Origin of the sequence: Massilia aurea, from assembly GCF_024753205.1 — a bacterium.
Taxonomy (GTDB): domain Bacteria; phylum Pseudomonadota; class Gammaproteobacteria; order Burkholderiales; family Burkholderiaceae_D; genus Telluria; species Telluria aurea.
Genome location: NZ_JANUGZ010000002.1, coordinates 613,246 through 628,579, shown reverse-complemented (window position 1 = coordinate 628,579; position 15,334 = coordinate 613,246). Strand labels below are relative to the sequence as shown.

At 61.7% G+C, this 15,334-nt stretch carries 13 protein-coding genes; 6 read left to right on the top strand and 7 right to left on the bottom strand.

Features of this window, described 5'->3' with window-relative positions; genetic code table 11:
- Positions 1 to 109: 109 nt before the first annotated feature.
- The 3 genes from NX775_RS08355 to NX775_RS08345 all read left to right on the top strand — a co-directional run bounded on the left by NX775_RS08355 (position 110) and on the right by NX775_RS08345 (position 4,414).
- On the top strand, positions 110 to 439 hold the full coding sequence (locus NX775_RS08355) for a hypothetical protein (protein ID WP_258835579.1): 330 nt from the start codon (positions 110 to 112) through the stop codon (positions 437 to 439).
- A 319-nt stretch (positions 440 to 758) separates the two neighbouring features.
- Positions 759 to 4,076, top strand: a complete 3,318-nt coding sequence (locus NX775_RS08350) for a hemagglutinin repeat-containing protein (RefSeq protein WP_370660572.1) — start codon at positions 759 to 761, stop codon at positions 4,074 to 4,076.
- Positions 4,073 to 4,414, top strand: coding sequence for a hypothetical protein (locus NX775_RS08345; RefSeq protein ID WP_258835578.1), 342 nt, complete (start codon positions 4,073 to 4,075; stop codon positions 4,412 to 4,414). Before NX775_RS08350 ends, NX775_RS08345 begins: the two co-directional genes overlap by 4 nt.
- Positions 4,415 to 4,640: 226 nt before the next feature.
- Here NX775_RS08345 and NX775_RS08340 read toward each other — a convergent pair whose 3' ends face one another.
- The gene (locus tag NX775_RS08340) at positions 4,641 to 5,036 is read right to left on the bottom strand and encodes a hypothetical protein (RefSeq protein WP_258835577.1); all 396 of its coding nucleotides are present in this window, start codon (positions 5,034 to 5,036) and stop codon (positions 4,641 to 4,643) included.
- 49 nt (positions 5,037 to 5,085) lie between these two features.
- Here NX775_RS08340 and NX775_RS08335 point away from each other — a divergent pair, with 49 nt between their 5' ends.
- The gene (locus NX775_RS08335) at positions 5,086 to 5,487 is read left to right on the top strand and encodes a hypothetical protein (RefSeq protein WP_258835576.1); all 402 of its coding nucleotides are present in this window, start codon (positions 5,086 to 5,088) and stop codon (positions 5,485 to 5,487) included.
- Between the two features lie 292 nt (positions 5,488 to 5,779).
- On the opposite strand, the gene NX775_RS08330 is transcribed toward NX775_RS08335, so the two are convergent.
- A complete protein-coding gene (locus tag NX775_RS08330) occupies positions 5,780 to 6,943 on the bottom strand; it encodes a sensor histidine kinase (protein WP_258835575.1) in 1,164 nt (387 codons plus the stop codon).
- A 251-nt stretch (positions 6,944 to 7,194) separates the two neighbouring features.
- Here NX775_RS08330 and NX775_RS08325 point away from each other — a divergent pair, with 251 nt between their 5' ends.
- Positions 7,195 to 7,797: a hypothetical protein gene (locus tag NX775_RS08325; RefSeq protein ID WP_258835574.1), complete on the top strand. Its 603-nt coding sequence runs from the start codon at positions 7,195 to 7,197 to the stop codon at positions 7,795 to 7,797.
- Positions 7,798 to 7,809: 12 nt separating this feature from the next.
- On the opposite strand, the gene NX775_RS08320 is transcribed toward NX775_RS08325, so the two are convergent.
- The 4 genes from NX775_RS08320 to NX775_RS08305 all read right to left on the bottom strand — a co-directional run bounded on the left by NX775_RS08320 (position 7,810) and on the right by NX775_RS08305 (position 10,814).
- Positions 7,810 to 8,847, bottom strand: a complete 1,038-nt coding sequence (locus tag NX775_RS08320; RefSeq protein ID WP_258835573.1) for a ribonuclease Z — start codon at positions 8,845 to 8,847, stop codon at positions 7,810 to 7,812.
- 61 nt (positions 8,848 to 8,908) lie between these two features.
- Positions 8,909 to 9,892, bottom strand: a complete 984-nt coding sequence (locus tag NX775_RS08315; RefSeq protein WP_258835572.1) for an NAD(P)/FAD-dependent oxidoreductase — start codon at positions 9,890 to 9,892, stop codon at positions 8,909 to 8,911.
- Positions 9,879 to 10,337: an Rrf2 family transcriptional regulator gene (locus tag NX775_RS08310; RefSeq protein WP_258835571.1), complete on the bottom strand. Its 459-nt coding sequence runs from the start codon at positions 10,335 to 10,337 to the stop codon at positions 9,879 to 9,881. The genes NX775_RS08315 and NX775_RS08310 overlap by 14 nt, the downstream gene beginning before the upstream one ends.
- Positions 10,338 to 10,397: 60 nt before the next feature.
- Positions 10,398 to 10,814 carry a YbaN family protein gene (locus NX775_RS08305; protein WP_258835570.1) on the bottom strand — a complete coding sequence of 139 codons (417 nt, stop codon included), beginning with the start codon at positions 10,812 to 10,814 and terminating at the stop codon, positions 10,398 to 10,400.
- 266 nt (positions 10,815 to 11,080) lie between these two features.
- Here NX775_RS08305 and NX775_RS08300 point away from each other — a divergent pair, with 266 nt between their 5' ends.
- A complete protein-coding gene (locus NX775_RS08300) occupies positions 11,081 to 12,973 on the top strand; it encodes a bifunctional diguanylate cyclase/phosphodiesterase (RefSeq protein ID WP_258835569.1) in 1,893 nt (630 codons plus the stop codon).
- Positions 12,974 to 12,989: 16 nt separating this feature from the next.
- Here the strand turns inward: NX775_RS08300 and NX775_RS08295 are convergent, their stop codons facing one another.
- Positions 12,990 to 15,287: a CHASE domain-containing protein gene (locus NX775_RS08295; RefSeq protein ID WP_258835568.1), complete on the bottom strand. Its 2,298-nt coding sequence runs from the start codon at positions 15,285 to 15,287 to the stop codon at positions 12,990 to 12,992.
- Between the last annotated feature and the right edge of the window lie 47 nt (positions 15,288 to 15,334).

The following is a 15,334-nucleotide window of genomic DNA, read 5'->3' as shown; positions in this document are numbered from 1 at the left end:
TAGTAAAAAGCTGAGGATGTGTCCAAATGTCAGACCTCACTCCCAACGATGTGCGACCCCTAACGATGTGCCCCCCAATGATGACCAATCAATATTTATGGAGGTAGGCATGACTAAAACCATATATGGAATATTTTTTTCTTTGGCAATAATAGTAGGATGTGCTAAACCTTTTCAGCCTACGCCTGTTGAGTTCGCAATGTGGACTAAAGGTAAACTGTCAGAAAATCAAGTAAAGGAAGGAATGTTTAAATGTGGCTTCCCAAGTGCCGCCGGTTTCAATGGTGTATATGCAAGTGTTGAAGAAATGGCATCTGCTGAGGAGTGCATGTTCCGCGAGGGTTTCGTACGTGAGGATGGATGGAAGGGGATATGTTCACTTCCGAAGGCAAAAGAAAATTCAACATGCAGGAATTCAGATCGCTTTTTAAGACAATAAAATTTGATGAGATAGATCGTATTTGGCAGCGTCTCTTTGAAAAGAAGATAATTATTGATTTTATGTTGAAAGTGGTGAAGGTTTTATTGCACAAATGGACCCGTGCAGCGGTGAGCTTTGTTGAGCAAATACGGCGCAGACCGAGTTGACGCTATTTATAGGTCGTTTTGTAACACCGGAAGTGTAGTCGGGTGTCCAGCCGAATAAAGCGATCGAACTGGAGCGACACCTGTCCGACACAGCGAGCACGCTCTCTTCCAGCAGCCTGCTGCGGGGCACAACCACCCAGCTGGCCGACTATGTGGCGGGCAGCTAGGCAATCGCGAGCAGCCTGTCCGGAAAGACGATCGATATCATCGCAGGCAAGGACATCAATGTGCGCGGCAGCGCGATCGCAAGCGAGGGTGATGTCGACCTGTCCGCACGAGGCTCGGTCAACATCATTGCGGCCACGAGCACCTTGACCGAAAGGCACCACAAGGAAGTCAAGGAAAGCGGCTTCCTCAGTGGTGGCGGTTTTGGCATCAGCTATGGCGAACGCACGACCACGACCGACCAGGCGCGCGACGCCACGACCCAGAGCGGCCAGTCGCGCAGCATGGTTGGTTCGCTCGGCGGCAACCTGAATATCACTGCCGGGGATGCAATCAAGGTCAGCGGCAGCGATCTGCATGCGGGACGCGACATGACACTCGAAGGCAAGAGTGTCACGGTGGATTCGGGCCGCGACAATGTGCGCGACAAGTTCGAGCAGAGTACGGTGCAGGACGGCTTGACGCTGGCCGTGGGCGGCTCGGTGGTTGGCGCATTGCAGACCATGCACGCGATGAAGGACGCGGCATCGCAGTCCAAGGATGGCCGGGTCCAGGCACTTGCGGCGGCAACCGCTGCTCTGGCAGCGAAGAACACTGCCAATGACATCGCGCAGAACGGTCTGAACGTCAGCGTCAGCCTGACAGTGGGACATTCGGAATCGCACACGAGCAAAACCAGTGGTGGTTCGGGCAATGCTGGCAGCACACTCAAGGCCGGTAACGATATCAAGATCGTCGCCACTGGCGGTGGCGAGGCCAGCAACATCAATATCGTCGGCAGCGACGTGACCGCCGGTGGCAATGTCAAGCTCAAAGCGGATAACGAAGTCAACCTGATCGCGGCGCAGGACACGGAGAGCCAGCATACCGACAGCAGCAGCATGAGCGCGGCCGCCGGTGTTGGCGCGTCGTTCGGCACCAGCGGAACATCGATTGGCTTTACTGCAAGCGTGAGCGTGGGTAAAGGCAAGGAAGATGGCAAGGGAACGACGCAGCTCAACACCCACGTTACGGCCGGCAACGGGCTTGTCATCGACAGTGGCGGCGATACGAACATCAGAGGCGCTGTTGCAACCGGCAAGCAAGTCGTGGCGAAAGTCGGCGGCGACCTCAATATGGAGAGCCTGCAAGACACAGCTACCTTCGACAGCAAGAACCAGAGCCTGAGCGCGAGCGGTACCGTCGGTACGGGTGTGAGCGTGAGCGGAAGCTTCAGCGACAGCAAGCTCAAAAGTGATTACGCCAGTGTGCAGGAACAAAGCGGCATCCGGGCCGGCGCCGGTGGGTTCCAGGTGATTGTCGACGGAAATACGGACCTGAAGGGTGGCGTCGTCAGCAGTTCGCAAGAGGCAATTGCCAACGGCAAGAACAGCCTTTCGACAGGCACGCTGACTGCCAGTGACGTCGCCAATCATGCCGACTACAAAGGGCACAGCGTTGGCCTGAGCGGCGGCGTGGGCAGCAAGGGCGACAGCCGAGATGCAGCGCCGAATACCGCCGGCGTGGCGGGCAATAGCTGGAAGATGATGCAGACCGGCGGGACCGGCATGAACGCGCCGATCGCAATGGGGGCGGGGGGCAGCGCGTCGAGTATGACGCACAGCGGTATCAGTGCGGGCCTTGTCAGCATCACCAACGGTCAGCAACAACAGGCGCTGACCGGGATGAGTGCAGGGCAGGTACTGGCCGAGCTGAACCGCGATGTGTCGAACGAGCGCGATACGAGCGGCAAGATCGAGAACAAATTTGACCAGGCGTCGATCCAGGCCGGCTTCGAAGTCGTAGGCGCACTTTCCGGGCAGGTATCGACCTTCCTGGCGGACAAGGCACGCGCGACGGACCAGGCGCGACGTGATGCCGAAAAAGCGGACGGGAGCGCCGATCGGCTGATTGCGGAGGCGAACGCGCTGCCGGAAGGACTGGAAAGATCGGCTAAACTCGCTGAGGCAGATGCACTTCGGGGCGCAGCCGTTACTGCACGTGTTGAAGCCAATACAATTGACGAGCAGTGGGGGGCGGGCGGCACGTACCGCCAGGTTGTGACTGCGCTGACAGCCGCAGCGTCCGGAAATATCAGCGGCGCCACGGGTGAATTTATACAACGTGGTTTGGTGAACTGGGCACAGGGCAATGCTGCAGGCGGCATCAAGCAATTGGCCGAAGACTACGGCATCGCTGAGGGAACGCCTGCGCACGCGGCGTTACATGCAGTGTCGTCCTGCGCCGGTGCCGGTGCTGCGGGGGCGAACTGTGGAACCGCTGCCGTAGCAGCGGCGGGTGCCACTTTGATCAGCTCGCTTCTTTCAGCGCAGGACAATGATGCCCTGAGTAACGAACAAAAAGAGACGCGCGCGGCACTGGTTCAGACACTGATCGTTGGGGCGGCAGTAGCGGCCGGCGCGCAAGCTGATGTAGCAAACACTGCGGCGCTGATCGAACTGGAAAACAACTCGAATGTGCGCAAGGCGGTTGATGACGCGCTGAAGAAAGCAAAAGATTTTGTATCGAAAAATGGAGAGAAAAGTTTAGAGAGCGTTGGAAATCTGCTCGAAAAACTAGAGGTAAAAACACTCTTAGAAAAACAAGATTTAATCAAGAGGTTTTTGAATGATGCAGCAGGCAAAGGGAATCTGACTGAGCCTCAGATTGCTGCTCTTGCGATTTTATACGCTGCAAATGAAGTGTTGTTTCCTACAAATGTGCTTGATCTGGTTCCAGGGGCTGGAAAGGTCATTGCTAAAACTGGAGATTTGATCAAGCAAGGAGTGAGGGCTCAGGACGCAGTAAAAATTGCGAGTGCAACTTCACTTGCTAAGCCAAGCCAAGATGCTGCAAACAATGTAGTCAGCTTGGCATCCGGGGAGAAGTGGAAGTGGACAAAGGAGTTAAATAATCCTAAGCCGGACACGCTACATAATGTTGATGATAGATATTTTTATAAAACTGATGCTTCTGGTAGGGTGGGTAACGTCAAAGGTAACTTGAATTTGGAGACTTTTGATAGGAACAAGTATCAACAATGTTTGGCCGGAAAGTGCGGGTCAGTAGACGACGAAGGTGGACATTTGATTGCGTCAATATTTTCTGGCCCTGGTGAGAAGTTGAATATCGTACCAATGAACGGAAATCTAAATAAAGGTGAGTGGAAGAAGATCGAGAATGAATGGGTAACCGCGCTTAAGGAAAATAAGAACGTTCAAGTTGAAATCAGCCCGGTGTACGACGGCTTGTCGGAAAGACCGAGCAATTTTGAGGTAAGATACCGAATTGACGGCGGCAGAACGGTTACTCTCCGACTAAAGAACTCTCCGGGAGGAGTATGATGAAAAATGACATTCAGATATATAATGAGTTAGCGGCGATACTATACGCCCATGCCCCAAGAGATTCGGCCATTATTAAATTAAAATTCGTTATGGAGGTGGAGGCAAATTCCGGCGGGGGGGTGGAAAGATTCTATTTCGACTACATAGATACACAAGGATATGAAAATTGGTTCGATATAGGCGTAGTTGGGGTGCCATCAAAAATCGGCGATCTTTGTTTGGAGCTTCGTGAATTTATGATAAAAAAGGAGCAGGGCAAATGGTGCGCATTCAATTTTTTTATTGATGTAGGAGGGAAAAAATTTGAAGCGAATTTTGATTATCAAAATCAATAGAGGTTAAATTCAGAGAGTTGCAAGATCATATTTGTCTGAACTCGTTGGATCATACGCAATGAGCCAATGTTTGGCGCCCGAAAATCGCTGGTCTACTTCGTTGAGTTTCTGTGGTATGGCAATTTGGCTAACTTATTGAAGAACGCCGCCTTCGTCCATGGACTGTGCTATCGGCGAAACAAGAAAAGTCGCTCCCGGCGGCCTGTTCCTGCAGAACCAGAACTCGTCAAGCGACTACCTGTTCCAAACGCGCCCGCAATTCGCCAAACAGGATCAATGGACCAGCAGCGACTTCCTGCTCGACCAGCTCGCCCGCGACCCGGCCCTGACCCAAAAACGCCTGGGCGACGGTTTCTACGAGCAGCGCCTGGTGCGCGAGCAACTGGCCGGGCTGACCGGCAGCGCATCGAACAAGGGCTCGAGTGACGACACCATCTACAAGAACCTGCTCACGAGCGGCGTGAGCGCCGCGCATGAATTCGGCCTGCGCCCCGGGGTTGCTTTGAGCGCCGAGCAGGTCGCGCGCCTGACGAGCGACATTGTCTGGCTGGTGAGCGAAACCGTGCAACTGCCGGATGGCCGCATCGAAACGGTGCTGGTGCCGAAGGTGTACGTGGCGCACGCCAGCAAGGCAGCGCTCACGCCGGGCGGGCGCCGGTCACGGCAACGGCATGACGATCAACGTCACCGACAGCATCGCCAACATCGGCGGCGTGATCGACGGCGGCAATGGCCGCACGGTGCTGGTGGTGGGAGAGGACATCGTCAACCGCGGCGGCGCGATTGCCGGCGGCAGCGTCGCCCTGCAGGCCGGGCGCGACATCAGGAACGAGTCGCTGGTGGCCAAGGACAGCTGGGCAACGCAGCACAACAGCGGCAGTACCACAGCCTTGTCGAACACCGCCAGCATCGTCACCACGGGCGCCCTGAGCATCGACGCCGGGCGCGACCTGACCGACCTTGCGGGCAAGCTCAGCGCGGGTAGCGCTGTGATCACGGCCGGCAACGACATTCGTTTCGACACGGTCAAGACAGGCTCATCAGCGGCTATACCGAGATCAACAGCAGCTTGATTCCGATTTACGTATTTAAATAATGGCAGGCCGCACGCCCTGAATTGTTCACCAACCGCGTTTATACCCAAGCGGGTCTTTACGCCTGGTTGCTACCAGTTGCTCTGATGACGTAAAAATTTGATTTGAAAGGGAATGGGCCGCAGAAGCAAGATGCCGCAAAGCGTTAACGACTAAGGAAAACTATCTTCCGATGCTCGCTCGCGGGGCCGCAGTGCTGGCTGTGTTAAAGCAGAGAGTCCTACTTCCAGGCATGCAGATGTCGTGGGGGATTACCACCCCACGTCGCCACTCAATGCGCCTGTTCAGCAGGCGGAATCCCATCCAGCGCCAGATGCCGCGGCAAATTCATCGTAAAAGCACACCCCACACCCGGAAAATCCTCCACCGACAGCTGGCCACCATTGCGCGAGATGCTCTGGCGCGCAATTGACAGTCCCAGCCCCAGCCCCGAGCGATCATCACCACGTTGCGTGAACGGTGAAAACATTTTTTCTGCATTCCCCGCTGGCAAACCACCACAGTGGTCCCTCACAACGATCAGAACACGTTGCCCTTGCGCATACGCTGTCAGTGAGACGGCGGTATGCGCGCGTGTAAACTTCAGCGCGTTATTGAGCAGATTGGCCAGTGCGGCGAGTAACAGATCCCGGTCGCCCTGAATGGCCAGCAGCTTGTCGACCTCAGCAACAACGAGCGCCGAGCCACGCTTGTCAGCTTCAAGCTGCGCCGAATCACGTGCTTCGTGAATGAAATCGGCGAGCGAGAAAATGCCTTTCTGCCCCGCTGCTGCGCCCTCGGCCCGCACATCTTCCAGTGACAGGTTGATCAGGCGCTGCATCGCTGCGTGCCCGCGTTTGAGCAAGGCGCCGGTGGCGCCCGAAATGGATAGCTGGCCAACTTCCATCGCGGCGACCGCCATGGTGGCTACGCTCAACGAATTACGCAGCTCGTGCATCAGGTAACCAAGGCGCTCGTTGGTTTCCGAGGCGTAGCGATCAGAGATGGCGCAGTCACGCTGGAAAGAAAATTCAGTGACCGCACTGGCGATGGCATTGTCCAGGCAGCGGTTGAGGATACGAAATTCATCCACTGGGAACGGTGCATCGCGCTCGACGGCCAAATCCGTGATCGCCTGGCACAGGTCGCCATAATCGTGGACCACCTGGTCCACTGTGTAATCCAGCGCAAGCAACGCGGCGCCATGCGCGGCAGCTGTCGCACCCATTTCCGATGCGTCCTTTCGCTCGCCCCCGGAGGCGCCGGAAATGGCGATTGCAGCGGCCGTGTCAATGTTCTCTTCGGCGTACAGCGTTTTCGTTAGCTGCTCCAAAAACATGGGTATGCCAGTACGCAGTTGCTCTCTGGATGCGTTCCGTTGAGGGCGCTTGTTCACCTTGTCGATACACCGCTGAATCAGATCGTCCGCATTGTTGGACAGAAACTCATACATCATGGTCAGCCTCCCAGGCAAGACGCCTGCAGCCTCCATCGGTGTGAGTACTGTTTGTCAGAACGTTATCCGCCCCATTGTAGGGCGAAATCACCGGAGTACAGCGTTCTGCGAAACATTCATATGGCATAGTTGCTTGCAGGAAGGCGCAGGCCGCGCCACCGGGAATCTGGTCGAGCGCTATTCATCGGGCATGCAAAGCCATGCATAATGACGGATTGGGCCCACGGCCAGATTCCTCTGACAAGATTCGCATGGTCATCCATACCGCCGCAGATACACAGCGTACGCACAATGATATCGACGTCGGCGTGCGCCTGGTCGACGCTCTGCGGCACCACGCGGGCGCTGCCCAGGGCGTGCCCATCGTCTATAAGGACTTGCTCAGGCTGGCCCGTCTTCTGTATCCCAAAGACCTGATCCTCGACCGCGCAGTGCAGGTTGGTATCGGTGCCAAACTCCGGTTCGTCGAAGCATTCTGCGCGGCCCATGGTTTGCCCAACCTCGCAGCCCTTGCCGTCGGGCCGACAACCATGCGGCCGCCGGCGCAGTATGGGGGCGACTGGGATGCTGACCTGCGCGCCGTCGCCGCGTTCGACTGGTCTGCCATCGACGCGCAGCTTGCCAACTATGCTGCGACCGCACGCGCCGCCGTGTCGGCACGCCTGAAGCCGCGCAAGGAGCGGCCCGCCGACGTGTCGTGGTACGCCTATTTCTGCTCGCACCGCAAGGAGTGCGCGTGGATCGGGCAGGAGGACAAGCAGGAAATCGTCAACCTGATCATGGCGGGCATCGATCCGGATACCGCCATGAAACGGGTGCAGGCCGCCAGAACCGAATTTGGCGAAACAGCGTAATACGGTGTCAGTTCAACGCGGTTGTCTGTCGGACGTTGACGGCACCGCCCTGGCGCTGGCGGGCGTTTGCTCCATGCGCGCCAGGGCGCCGCTGCGGTCCAGCACATAATGATCCAGGTCGCGCGCCAGGATCAGATTGCCGTTGTACTGCGCGCGCGCCTCATCCTCCAGCAGCGCCATCGGCAGCGCGCCACGGTCCTGGTAGCGCGGACTGAAATGCGTCAGCACCAGGTTGCGCACGCCTGCTTCTTCAGCAAAGCGCGCTACCCGCATTGCTGAAGTGTGTTGCGGCCCTGGCCCGATCTTTTGCAGCACGTCTTCGGTATAGGTCGCCTCGTGCACCAGCACGTCCGCGCCATGCGCTGCGGTGGCCAGCAGCTCTGGCCGATCGTTGTCGCCGGCGACGACGATACGTCGCGCGCGGCGTGGCGGCAGCAGGTAGTCCGTCGCCTTGATGACGCGCCCGTCGGCCAGCGTCACGTCGCGCCCTTTTTGCAGATCGCCCCACAACGGCGACGCGGGCACGGCATCCGCCCGCAATTTCTCCGTGTCCAGGTGACGCGCCATGGCCGCCTCCGTGAATCCATAGGCCCAGCACGGAAGACCGTGTGACAACGCCGTTGCATCCACCGCCAGTTCGGGCATGAGCGGTGCGCCGGCCGGGTCGCCAGCCAAGTCGCCAGCCAGATCGCTTGGCGTCAGCCAGACGAGCGGGAAGGGTAGACTCAGCTGGCTCGCCACCATGATGGCCTCGATCATGCCGCGCAGCGGCGGCGGGCCGACGACCGTCAAGGCGTCGCTGCGGCCCGCCATGGCGGCGCTGGCGAGCAGCCCCGGCAGGCCGTAGCAATGGTCGCCGTGCAGGTGGGTGATGAACACGGCGCGCAGGCTCATGACGGACAGGGGCGTGCGCAGGATGCGGTGCTGCGTGCCTTCGGCGCAATCGACCAGCACCCATTGTTTTGCGCCGCGCAGGCGCAGCGCCAGGCCGGACATATTGCGTTGCCGGGTCGGCGTGCCGGCCGACGTCCCCAGAACAATGATTTCCATATGCGGTTCCCGTGAAGTGACGTGGCCATTATCCGTCACGCCAACGCCAACGGTCAGAAGCTCATTCGCGTGCGCCCACGGGCGCCGACGATGCCGCGGCAGGGATCATCGGCGCCGCAAACGGCGTCACGCCAAACAGCAGCGAGCGATGCGCGCCGACGCCCGCCATGGCGCCATCGGCCACCGAGAGCGCCACCGTGCTGGCGGCGCGCATGGCGTCGCCAGCGGCGAACACGGCGGGCACCGTGGTCTGCCGGCTGTCGTCCGTGCGAATGAATGGCCCCAGCGGCCCCTGTTCGAATGCGCAACCGAGTTGCTCCGCGATCGGGCTGGCCATGTGCAGGCGCCCGTAGGTGAAGAGGCCCGTCATGATTTCCTGGCGCCCGTCTTCCAGCACGACCGTGGCGACATTCACCAGGCGGCGCACGGGCGTCTCATCGATCTCTACGCCGCGGGCCTGCAGGTCGGCCCGTTGCGCGTCGTCGAGCGGGCACACGCCGTTGGTGAACAACGTCACCTGGCCCCAGTGCGGCAGCATCTGCGCCTGGTGCACCGAGAGCGGGCCGCTGGCCAGCACGCCGATGCGGCCTTCGTTCAGTTCGTAGCCGTGGCAGTACGGGCAGTGGAACACGCTCTTGCCCCAGCGCTCGGCCAGGCCGTCGATGGGTGGCAGGTCGTCGCGCACGCCGGTGGCCAGCACGAGGCGCGCAGCGCGCACGGTGTCGGCGCCATCGAGTTCGACGACGAACCCATCGCCATCCTGGCGGGCCGAGGTTGCTGTGCCGTCGTGCCAGTCCACGTTGGGATAGGCGGCGACGTTGGCGCGGCCCTCGGCGGCGATGTCGGCGGCCGGCTGGCCGTCGCGCGTCAGAAATCCGTGCGAATTGGCGGCGTAGCGGTTGCGGCGCTGGCCCGCGTCGACCACCAGGATGCGCCGCCGTGCGCGCGCCAGTTGCAGCGCAGCCGACAGGCCGGCGTAGCTGCCGCCGATGATGATGGCGTCGTAGGGTAATGGTGATGCCGGTGTCGGTTCAGTCGTGCTCATGCTTTGGCCTCGTATGAAGGTGATTGTCGTAACGTCCGTTGAAGTCGCGCGACAGGTCGGCCAGGCTCACCTGGCCGAGGCGTTCGACCAGCAATGCCTCGGCGTCGGCAAACGCGCTTTCGAGCGACGCATTCACAACGCGCTCGACCAGGCACTCGCTGTGCTCGTTGCGGTTGCCCATCGCGAACACGGTGGGCGCGCCGACCGCATCGTAGACATCGCGCAGCGTGACCTTGGCCAGGTCGCACGTCACGGTCCAGCCGCCGCCATGGCCGCGCTCGGAGCTGATGTAGCCGCGTTCGCGCAGGCCAGCCAGCACGCGCCGCACCAATACTGGATTGGTGCCGAGCATGCCGGCCATCTGCTCCGACGTCATCGGGCGGTCGCTGTGGGCCAGGTGCAGCAGCACGTGGAGGACAGAAGAGAGTTTGCTGTCGCGTTTCATGTAACTAATGATAGTACAAAAACGTGCAGCAGATCACGAGGTGCTGAAAAAAACAGCGATTTACGGCAGCTCGGTGCGGGAAACGATGGGTTCGGCGGGTGTGGCAGAGGCGGGCGGCAGCTTCAGGGTCGGCAGATACCACCACATATACGTGCTCACGCAGGCGCCGATCACGCCCATCATGATCAGGATCGCGATGCTGTCGAAGTGCCGCGACGACCATGCCATCGAGCCCCACAGCATCACCGTCGCCACGATCTTGCCCTTGAGCGGAATGCCGTGGCCGGCCTCGAAATTGGCGATGTACTTGCCGAACACCCGGTGCCCGATCAGCCAGCGGTGCAGGCGCACCGAGCCACGCGCGAAGCAGGCCGAGGCCAGCAGCAGGAAGGGCGTCGTCGGCAGCAGTGGCAGGAAGATGCCAAGGATGCCCAGCAGTACAGCCAGCACGCCGAGGACGTTATAGAAAACTTTCATGGCGTTACTCTAGCACCGTCGGATCAAACTTGTCGAAATGACTATTCAGCATGCATTGTTTGCAACCCGCATCCATGAAACGTGGTTGAACCGGATATTATTACGCAACTTTAAATTCTTAAAGGCAACTTTATACATACATATCAGTATAATGGTGAGTCCAACGACGGGCGCGTTCATTGGGCTGCATCCGGAATTGTTGTGACGCCCGGCTATCCATTCCAGTTGCTGTCCGCCTGTTGCCTGGCTCGATCCGGCCACCTTCCATGCCTTACCCCACTTCGTCCAATCGTTTGGTTGCCATGCTCGGCGGCTACGTCAAGCGCCGCGTACTACGTCACCTGCTGCTGTACCTGGCGCTGATGCTGCTGGTCGTCTGGGGCCTGGTCGCGGTCGAACAGGCGCGCTTTGCCGAGCTGGCCGAAACCGGCGGCAAGAGCAATGTCCAGAACCTGTCGCGCGCGTTTTCGGAAGAGGTCAAGGCCACCGTCGGGCTGATCGATTTGTCGCTGGTCCAGCTGCGCGGCACGTGGCAGCGCGACCCGGCTGATTTCGCCCAGGGCGTGGCCGAGCACGCGCGACATCTGCGCATACCCATCCATTTCACCGTCACCGATGCCGCTGGCCGTCTGCTGTACACGAATGATGGTGCGGGGCCGCCGGGGCTGGCGCTGGGAGAGTTGCCCGAGTTCGCCATTCACCGCACGCAGGCCGGCGACCGGTTGTATATCGGCCGTCCCGAGAAGCATCGCGTCAGCGGCCAGTGGTCGATCCAGTTTACGCGCCCGATCCGCGATGCGGGCGGGCGCCTGACGGGCGTGATTGCTGCCGCAGTTCCGCCATCGTATTTCCTGCGTTTTTACGACAGTATCGATCTGGGTCCGGATGCCGCTGTGAGCCTGATGCGCCTGGACGGCACCATCATCGCGCGCAGCTCGCGCCCTGACGGCGAACACTACATGGGCATCAATATGGCGCAGGCACCGCATATTCGCGCCAAAGGCAACAGCGGTATGTTCCGCAAGGTCAGCATACTCGATGGTATCGACCGTATCTTTGCCTGGTACAAGATGCCGGACTATGGCCTCGTGGTCACGGTCGGCCAGGCCGTGCACGACGCCGAAGCGCGCTTCAACCAGCAAAGCGCGATGATGCGCAATGTGGGCGTGGTCGTCTCGCTCGTGCTGGGCCTGCTGGGGTGGGCAGCGATCGGCGCTGCCGACCGGCGCCGGCGCGCGCTCAGGGCGCTGGCGGCGGCCGAGGCGCGCTGGAAGCTGGCGCTGAACGCTGCCGGCGACGGCGTCTGGGATTGTGATGTCACGCGGGGTACGGCGTTGCTCTCACCCAGTGCGCAGCGCATCCTCGACAGCGAACACGCCACCGTCTCCTGGTTCGGCAGCAAGGGCATGGCCGAGCTGGTGCACCCGGACGACATCGATGCCGTGCGCACGACCTTGCGCGATCATATCGACGGTATCACACCCGACTACGCGATGGTGCACCGGATCCGCATGCGCGATGGCAGCTGGCGCTGGATCGAGGCACGTGGCACCGTCACCGAGCGGGGCGAGCGCAATGAACCGCTGCGCATGGTCGGCACGTTCTCGAACATCGACGCGCGCAAGCAGGAAGAAGAGCGCATGCGGCGCATGGCGCATGAAGACCCGCTAACCAAGCTGCCCAACCGTGTGCTGCTCGACGACCGCATGCGCCAGGCGATCCGGGTCGCGGCGCGCGACGGCCACAAGGTGGGCCTGATCTATTTTGATCTCGACAAGTTCAAGCCGGTCAACGACACCTACGGCCACGCGGTGGGCGATCGTCTGCTGTGCATGGTGGCCGAGCGGGTGCGCGGGGTGTTGCGTGAATCGGACACGCTGGCGCGGGTGGGCGGCGACGAATTCGCCGTGCTGCTGCCGCGCTGCGCGCAGGCCCAGGACACCGAGCGCGTGGCCGCCGCCATCCTGGCCTGCCTGGAGCAACCGTTCATCGACGGTCCGCGCGAACTGCATATCTCCGGCAGCATTGGTTACGCCATGTATCCCGATTGCGGCGACGATGGCGAAGCGCTGCTGCACTGCGCCGACCTGGCGATGTACGATGCCAAGGCGCACGGGCGCAACCGGATCTCGGGCAGCTACCGCACCCGCGTCGGCTGACAGCCGCCGGCCGGCATCACAGCAGCGCGCCCATGTCCGGCGCAGCCTGCGTCGGCAGCACATGCGCTGTATGGCGCGGCAGGTAGATGGTCACGGTGGTGCCGGCGCCCGGCTTACTGGCCAGCCGGATCTGCCCGCCGCTCTGGCGCACGAAGCCGTGCGCCATCGAGAGTCCCAGTCCCGTGCCTTTGCCTTCCGGCTTGGTCGTGAAGAACGGTTCGAACGCGTGCTCCATCACCTCGGGCGGCATGCCGTGGCCCGTGTCGGCCACCGTGATCATCACGTAGTCACCCGGCGCCAGCTCGGCGTCGAGCTGGTCGGCTGCGGTACTGATCGTCACGTTCTCCAGGCGCAGCGCGATGTGGCCCCCGCCGTCCATTGCGTCGCGTGCATTGATGATCAGGTTGAGCAGCACGTGCTCGAGCTGGTTCGGGTCGACCAGCGTCGGCCACAGGTCGGGCGCACTGCTGCGCTCAAGGGTGACGGCGTCGCTGGCGGCGCGCTGCAGCAGGCTGTCGCTGCGGTCGAGCAGCTCGGCCACGTTGACCACGCTTGGGTGCAGCGGCTGGCGCCGCGCGAACGCGAGCAGCTGGCCGGCCAGCTTCGAGCCGCGTTCGACCGCATCGAGCACGTTGTGCAGGCGCTTGCGCGTGGGCGGACCATCGGCGCGCAGCATCAGCTGCACGTTGGCGCTGATGATGTGCAGGATATTGTTGAAGTCGTGCGCCACGCCGCCGGTCAGCTTGCCGACCGCTTCGAGCTTTTGCGCGCGGTGCAGCGCCATGCGCGCTTCGACCAGGCGCGCCTGGCGCTGCAGTTCGCGCTCTTCGGCCGCGCGGCGCGACGTGATGTCGCGCACGAACACGGTGGCGCCGGCGCCGTCCGACGGCGGCAACAGCGCCACCGCCAGTTCGACCGGCACGCGCCGGCCGCTCGTGTGCAGCACCTCGGTTTCGGCCGGCTGGCCCGGCAGCGGCCCCACGCCGCTTTTGGCAAACGCGTCGAACGCGTTGCGGAAGGCCGCATGGCCTTCGGCAGGCAGCAATTCCTCGGCCCGACGGCCGATGGCGTCTTCGGCTTCCATGCCGAAGATCTGCGACGCCTGCGCGTTCCAGTCGGTCACGCGCCCCTGACGGTCGAGCGCAACGAAGCCGTCGTAGGCGGTTTCCAGGATCACGCGGGTGCGGCGGCCGTCGGCGGCGATGCGGTCGTGCGACTCGCGCAGTTCGAGCGTCATCGCGTGCGCCAGTTCCAGCGCGCGCCGGCGCGAGCTGGCCAGCAGCCAGACGATCAGGCTGGCCAGGGCGCCTAGCACGATGCCGGCAATGGCGATCATGCGCGGGCGGGCGGTGTCAAGCGTGGCTTCCAGCGTGGCGCCGGAACCCATCCGCACGGTCCAGACGCGGCCCGCGATCATCATCCGGGTGGTTGTGGACAGGCGCGGCGCCGTGTGCGTGGCGACGCCGGCCGACTGGTACAGCAGCGTGGCCGGCGAGCTGGTGTCGCCATCGTGGATCGTGACATCGAGGTCGGGCGCGCTGACGCCGCCCACGCGGCGCATCAGGTCATTCATGCGAAACGGCGCGTAGATCCAGCCGGTCAGGGCGGCGCGGCGCTGCGCGACGTCGTCGGTCAGGCGGCCCGTGCGATACACGGGCAGGTACATCAGCACCCCGGATTCGGCGCTGCCATCGTCTTCCTGCACCAGCACCACCTTGCCGCTCAGGGTCGCCTGGCCACTGTCGCGCGCTGCCAGCAGGGCCGCGCGGCGCGCCGGTTCGCTGGCCATGTCGAAGCCGAACGCGCGCAGGTTGCGCGCATTGAACGGCTCGATGTGAGAGACCGCCGCGAGCAGCACGCCCGACGCCGGGTTGCCCGGCGCCGGTTGGACACGGTAATCGGGAAAGCCGTCGGCGCGTACCTGCGCCTCGTGCGCCGCCACGTCACCCGGCGCCAGCCGGGTGGCGATGCCCAGCGCACCGATGCCGGGAAAATTCTGCACCAGGTCCAGGCTCTGGTAATACTCGCCGAACACGGCGCGCGGCAGATCGACCGAGCCACGCAGGAAGCCGCGCGCGCTTTGCAGCACCTGCTCGTAGACGAGCATGCGCCGGCTGATGTTGTAGGTCATCGCGCGGGTGCGATAATCGAAGGCTTCGCGCAGCTGTGCCTCGGCACTGCGCTGCGCGCTCGACCAGGCCGCCCAGGTCACCAGCAGCGTCAGCACGAACACCAGCAGCGCCATCAACAATGGCGCGTGGCCGGCGGCGGGCGGCGGCGGTGAGGCAGGAGGGCGGGTGGGGGTGTGCTGCATGTCCTTGTGTAGTGCAGCCGTGGTGGCGCAGTAGATGGGAGCGGTAG

What these genes read in the sequence shown, in the direction of transcription:
- NX775_RS08310 (WP_258835571.1), bottom strand. Translation starts at nt 10,337, where the DNA reads ATGAAACGCGACAGCAAACTCTCTTCTGTCCTCCACGTGCTGCTGCAC.
- NX775_RS08345 (WP_258835578.1), top strand. Translation starts at nt 4,073, where the DNA reads ATGATGAAAAATGACATTCAGATATATAATGAGTTAGCGGCGATACTA.
- NX775_RS08335 (WP_258835576.1), top strand. Translation starts at nt 5,086, where the DNA reads ATGACGATCAACGTCACCGACAGCATCGCCAACATCGGCGGCGTGATC.
- NX775_RS08325 (WP_258835574.1), top strand. Translation starts at nt 7,195, where the DNA reads ATGGTCATCCATACCGCCGCAGATACACAGCGTACGCACAATGATATC.
- NX775_RS08355 (WP_258835579.1), top strand. Translation starts at nt 110, where the DNA reads ATGACTAAAACCATATATGGAATATTTTTTTCTTTGGCAATAATAGTA.
- NX775_RS08315 (WP_258835572.1), bottom strand. Translation starts at nt 9,892, where the DNA reads ATGAGCACGACTGAACCGACACCGGCATCACCATTACCCTACGACGCC.
- NX775_RS08305 (WP_258835570.1), bottom strand. Translation starts at nt 10,814, where the DNA reads ATGAAAGTTTTCTATAACGTCCTCGGCGTGCTGGCTGTACTGCTGGGC.
- NX775_RS08320 (WP_258835573.1), bottom strand. Translation starts at nt 8,847, where the DNA reads ATGGAAATCATTGTTCTGGGGACGTCGGCCGGCACGCCGACCCGGCAA.
- NX775_RS08330 (WP_258835575.1), bottom strand. Translation starts at nt 6,943, where the DNA reads ATGATGTATGAGTTTCTGTCCAACAATGCGGACGATCTGATTCAGCGG.
- NX775_RS08300 (WP_258835569.1), top strand. Translation starts at nt 11,081, where the DNA reads ATGCCTTACCCCACTTCGTCCAATCGTTTGGTTGCCATGCTCGGCGGC.
- NX775_RS08295 (WP_258835568.1), bottom strand. Translation starts at nt 15,287, where the DNA reads ATGCAGCACACCCCCACCCGCCCTCCTGCCTCACCGCCGCCGCCCGCC.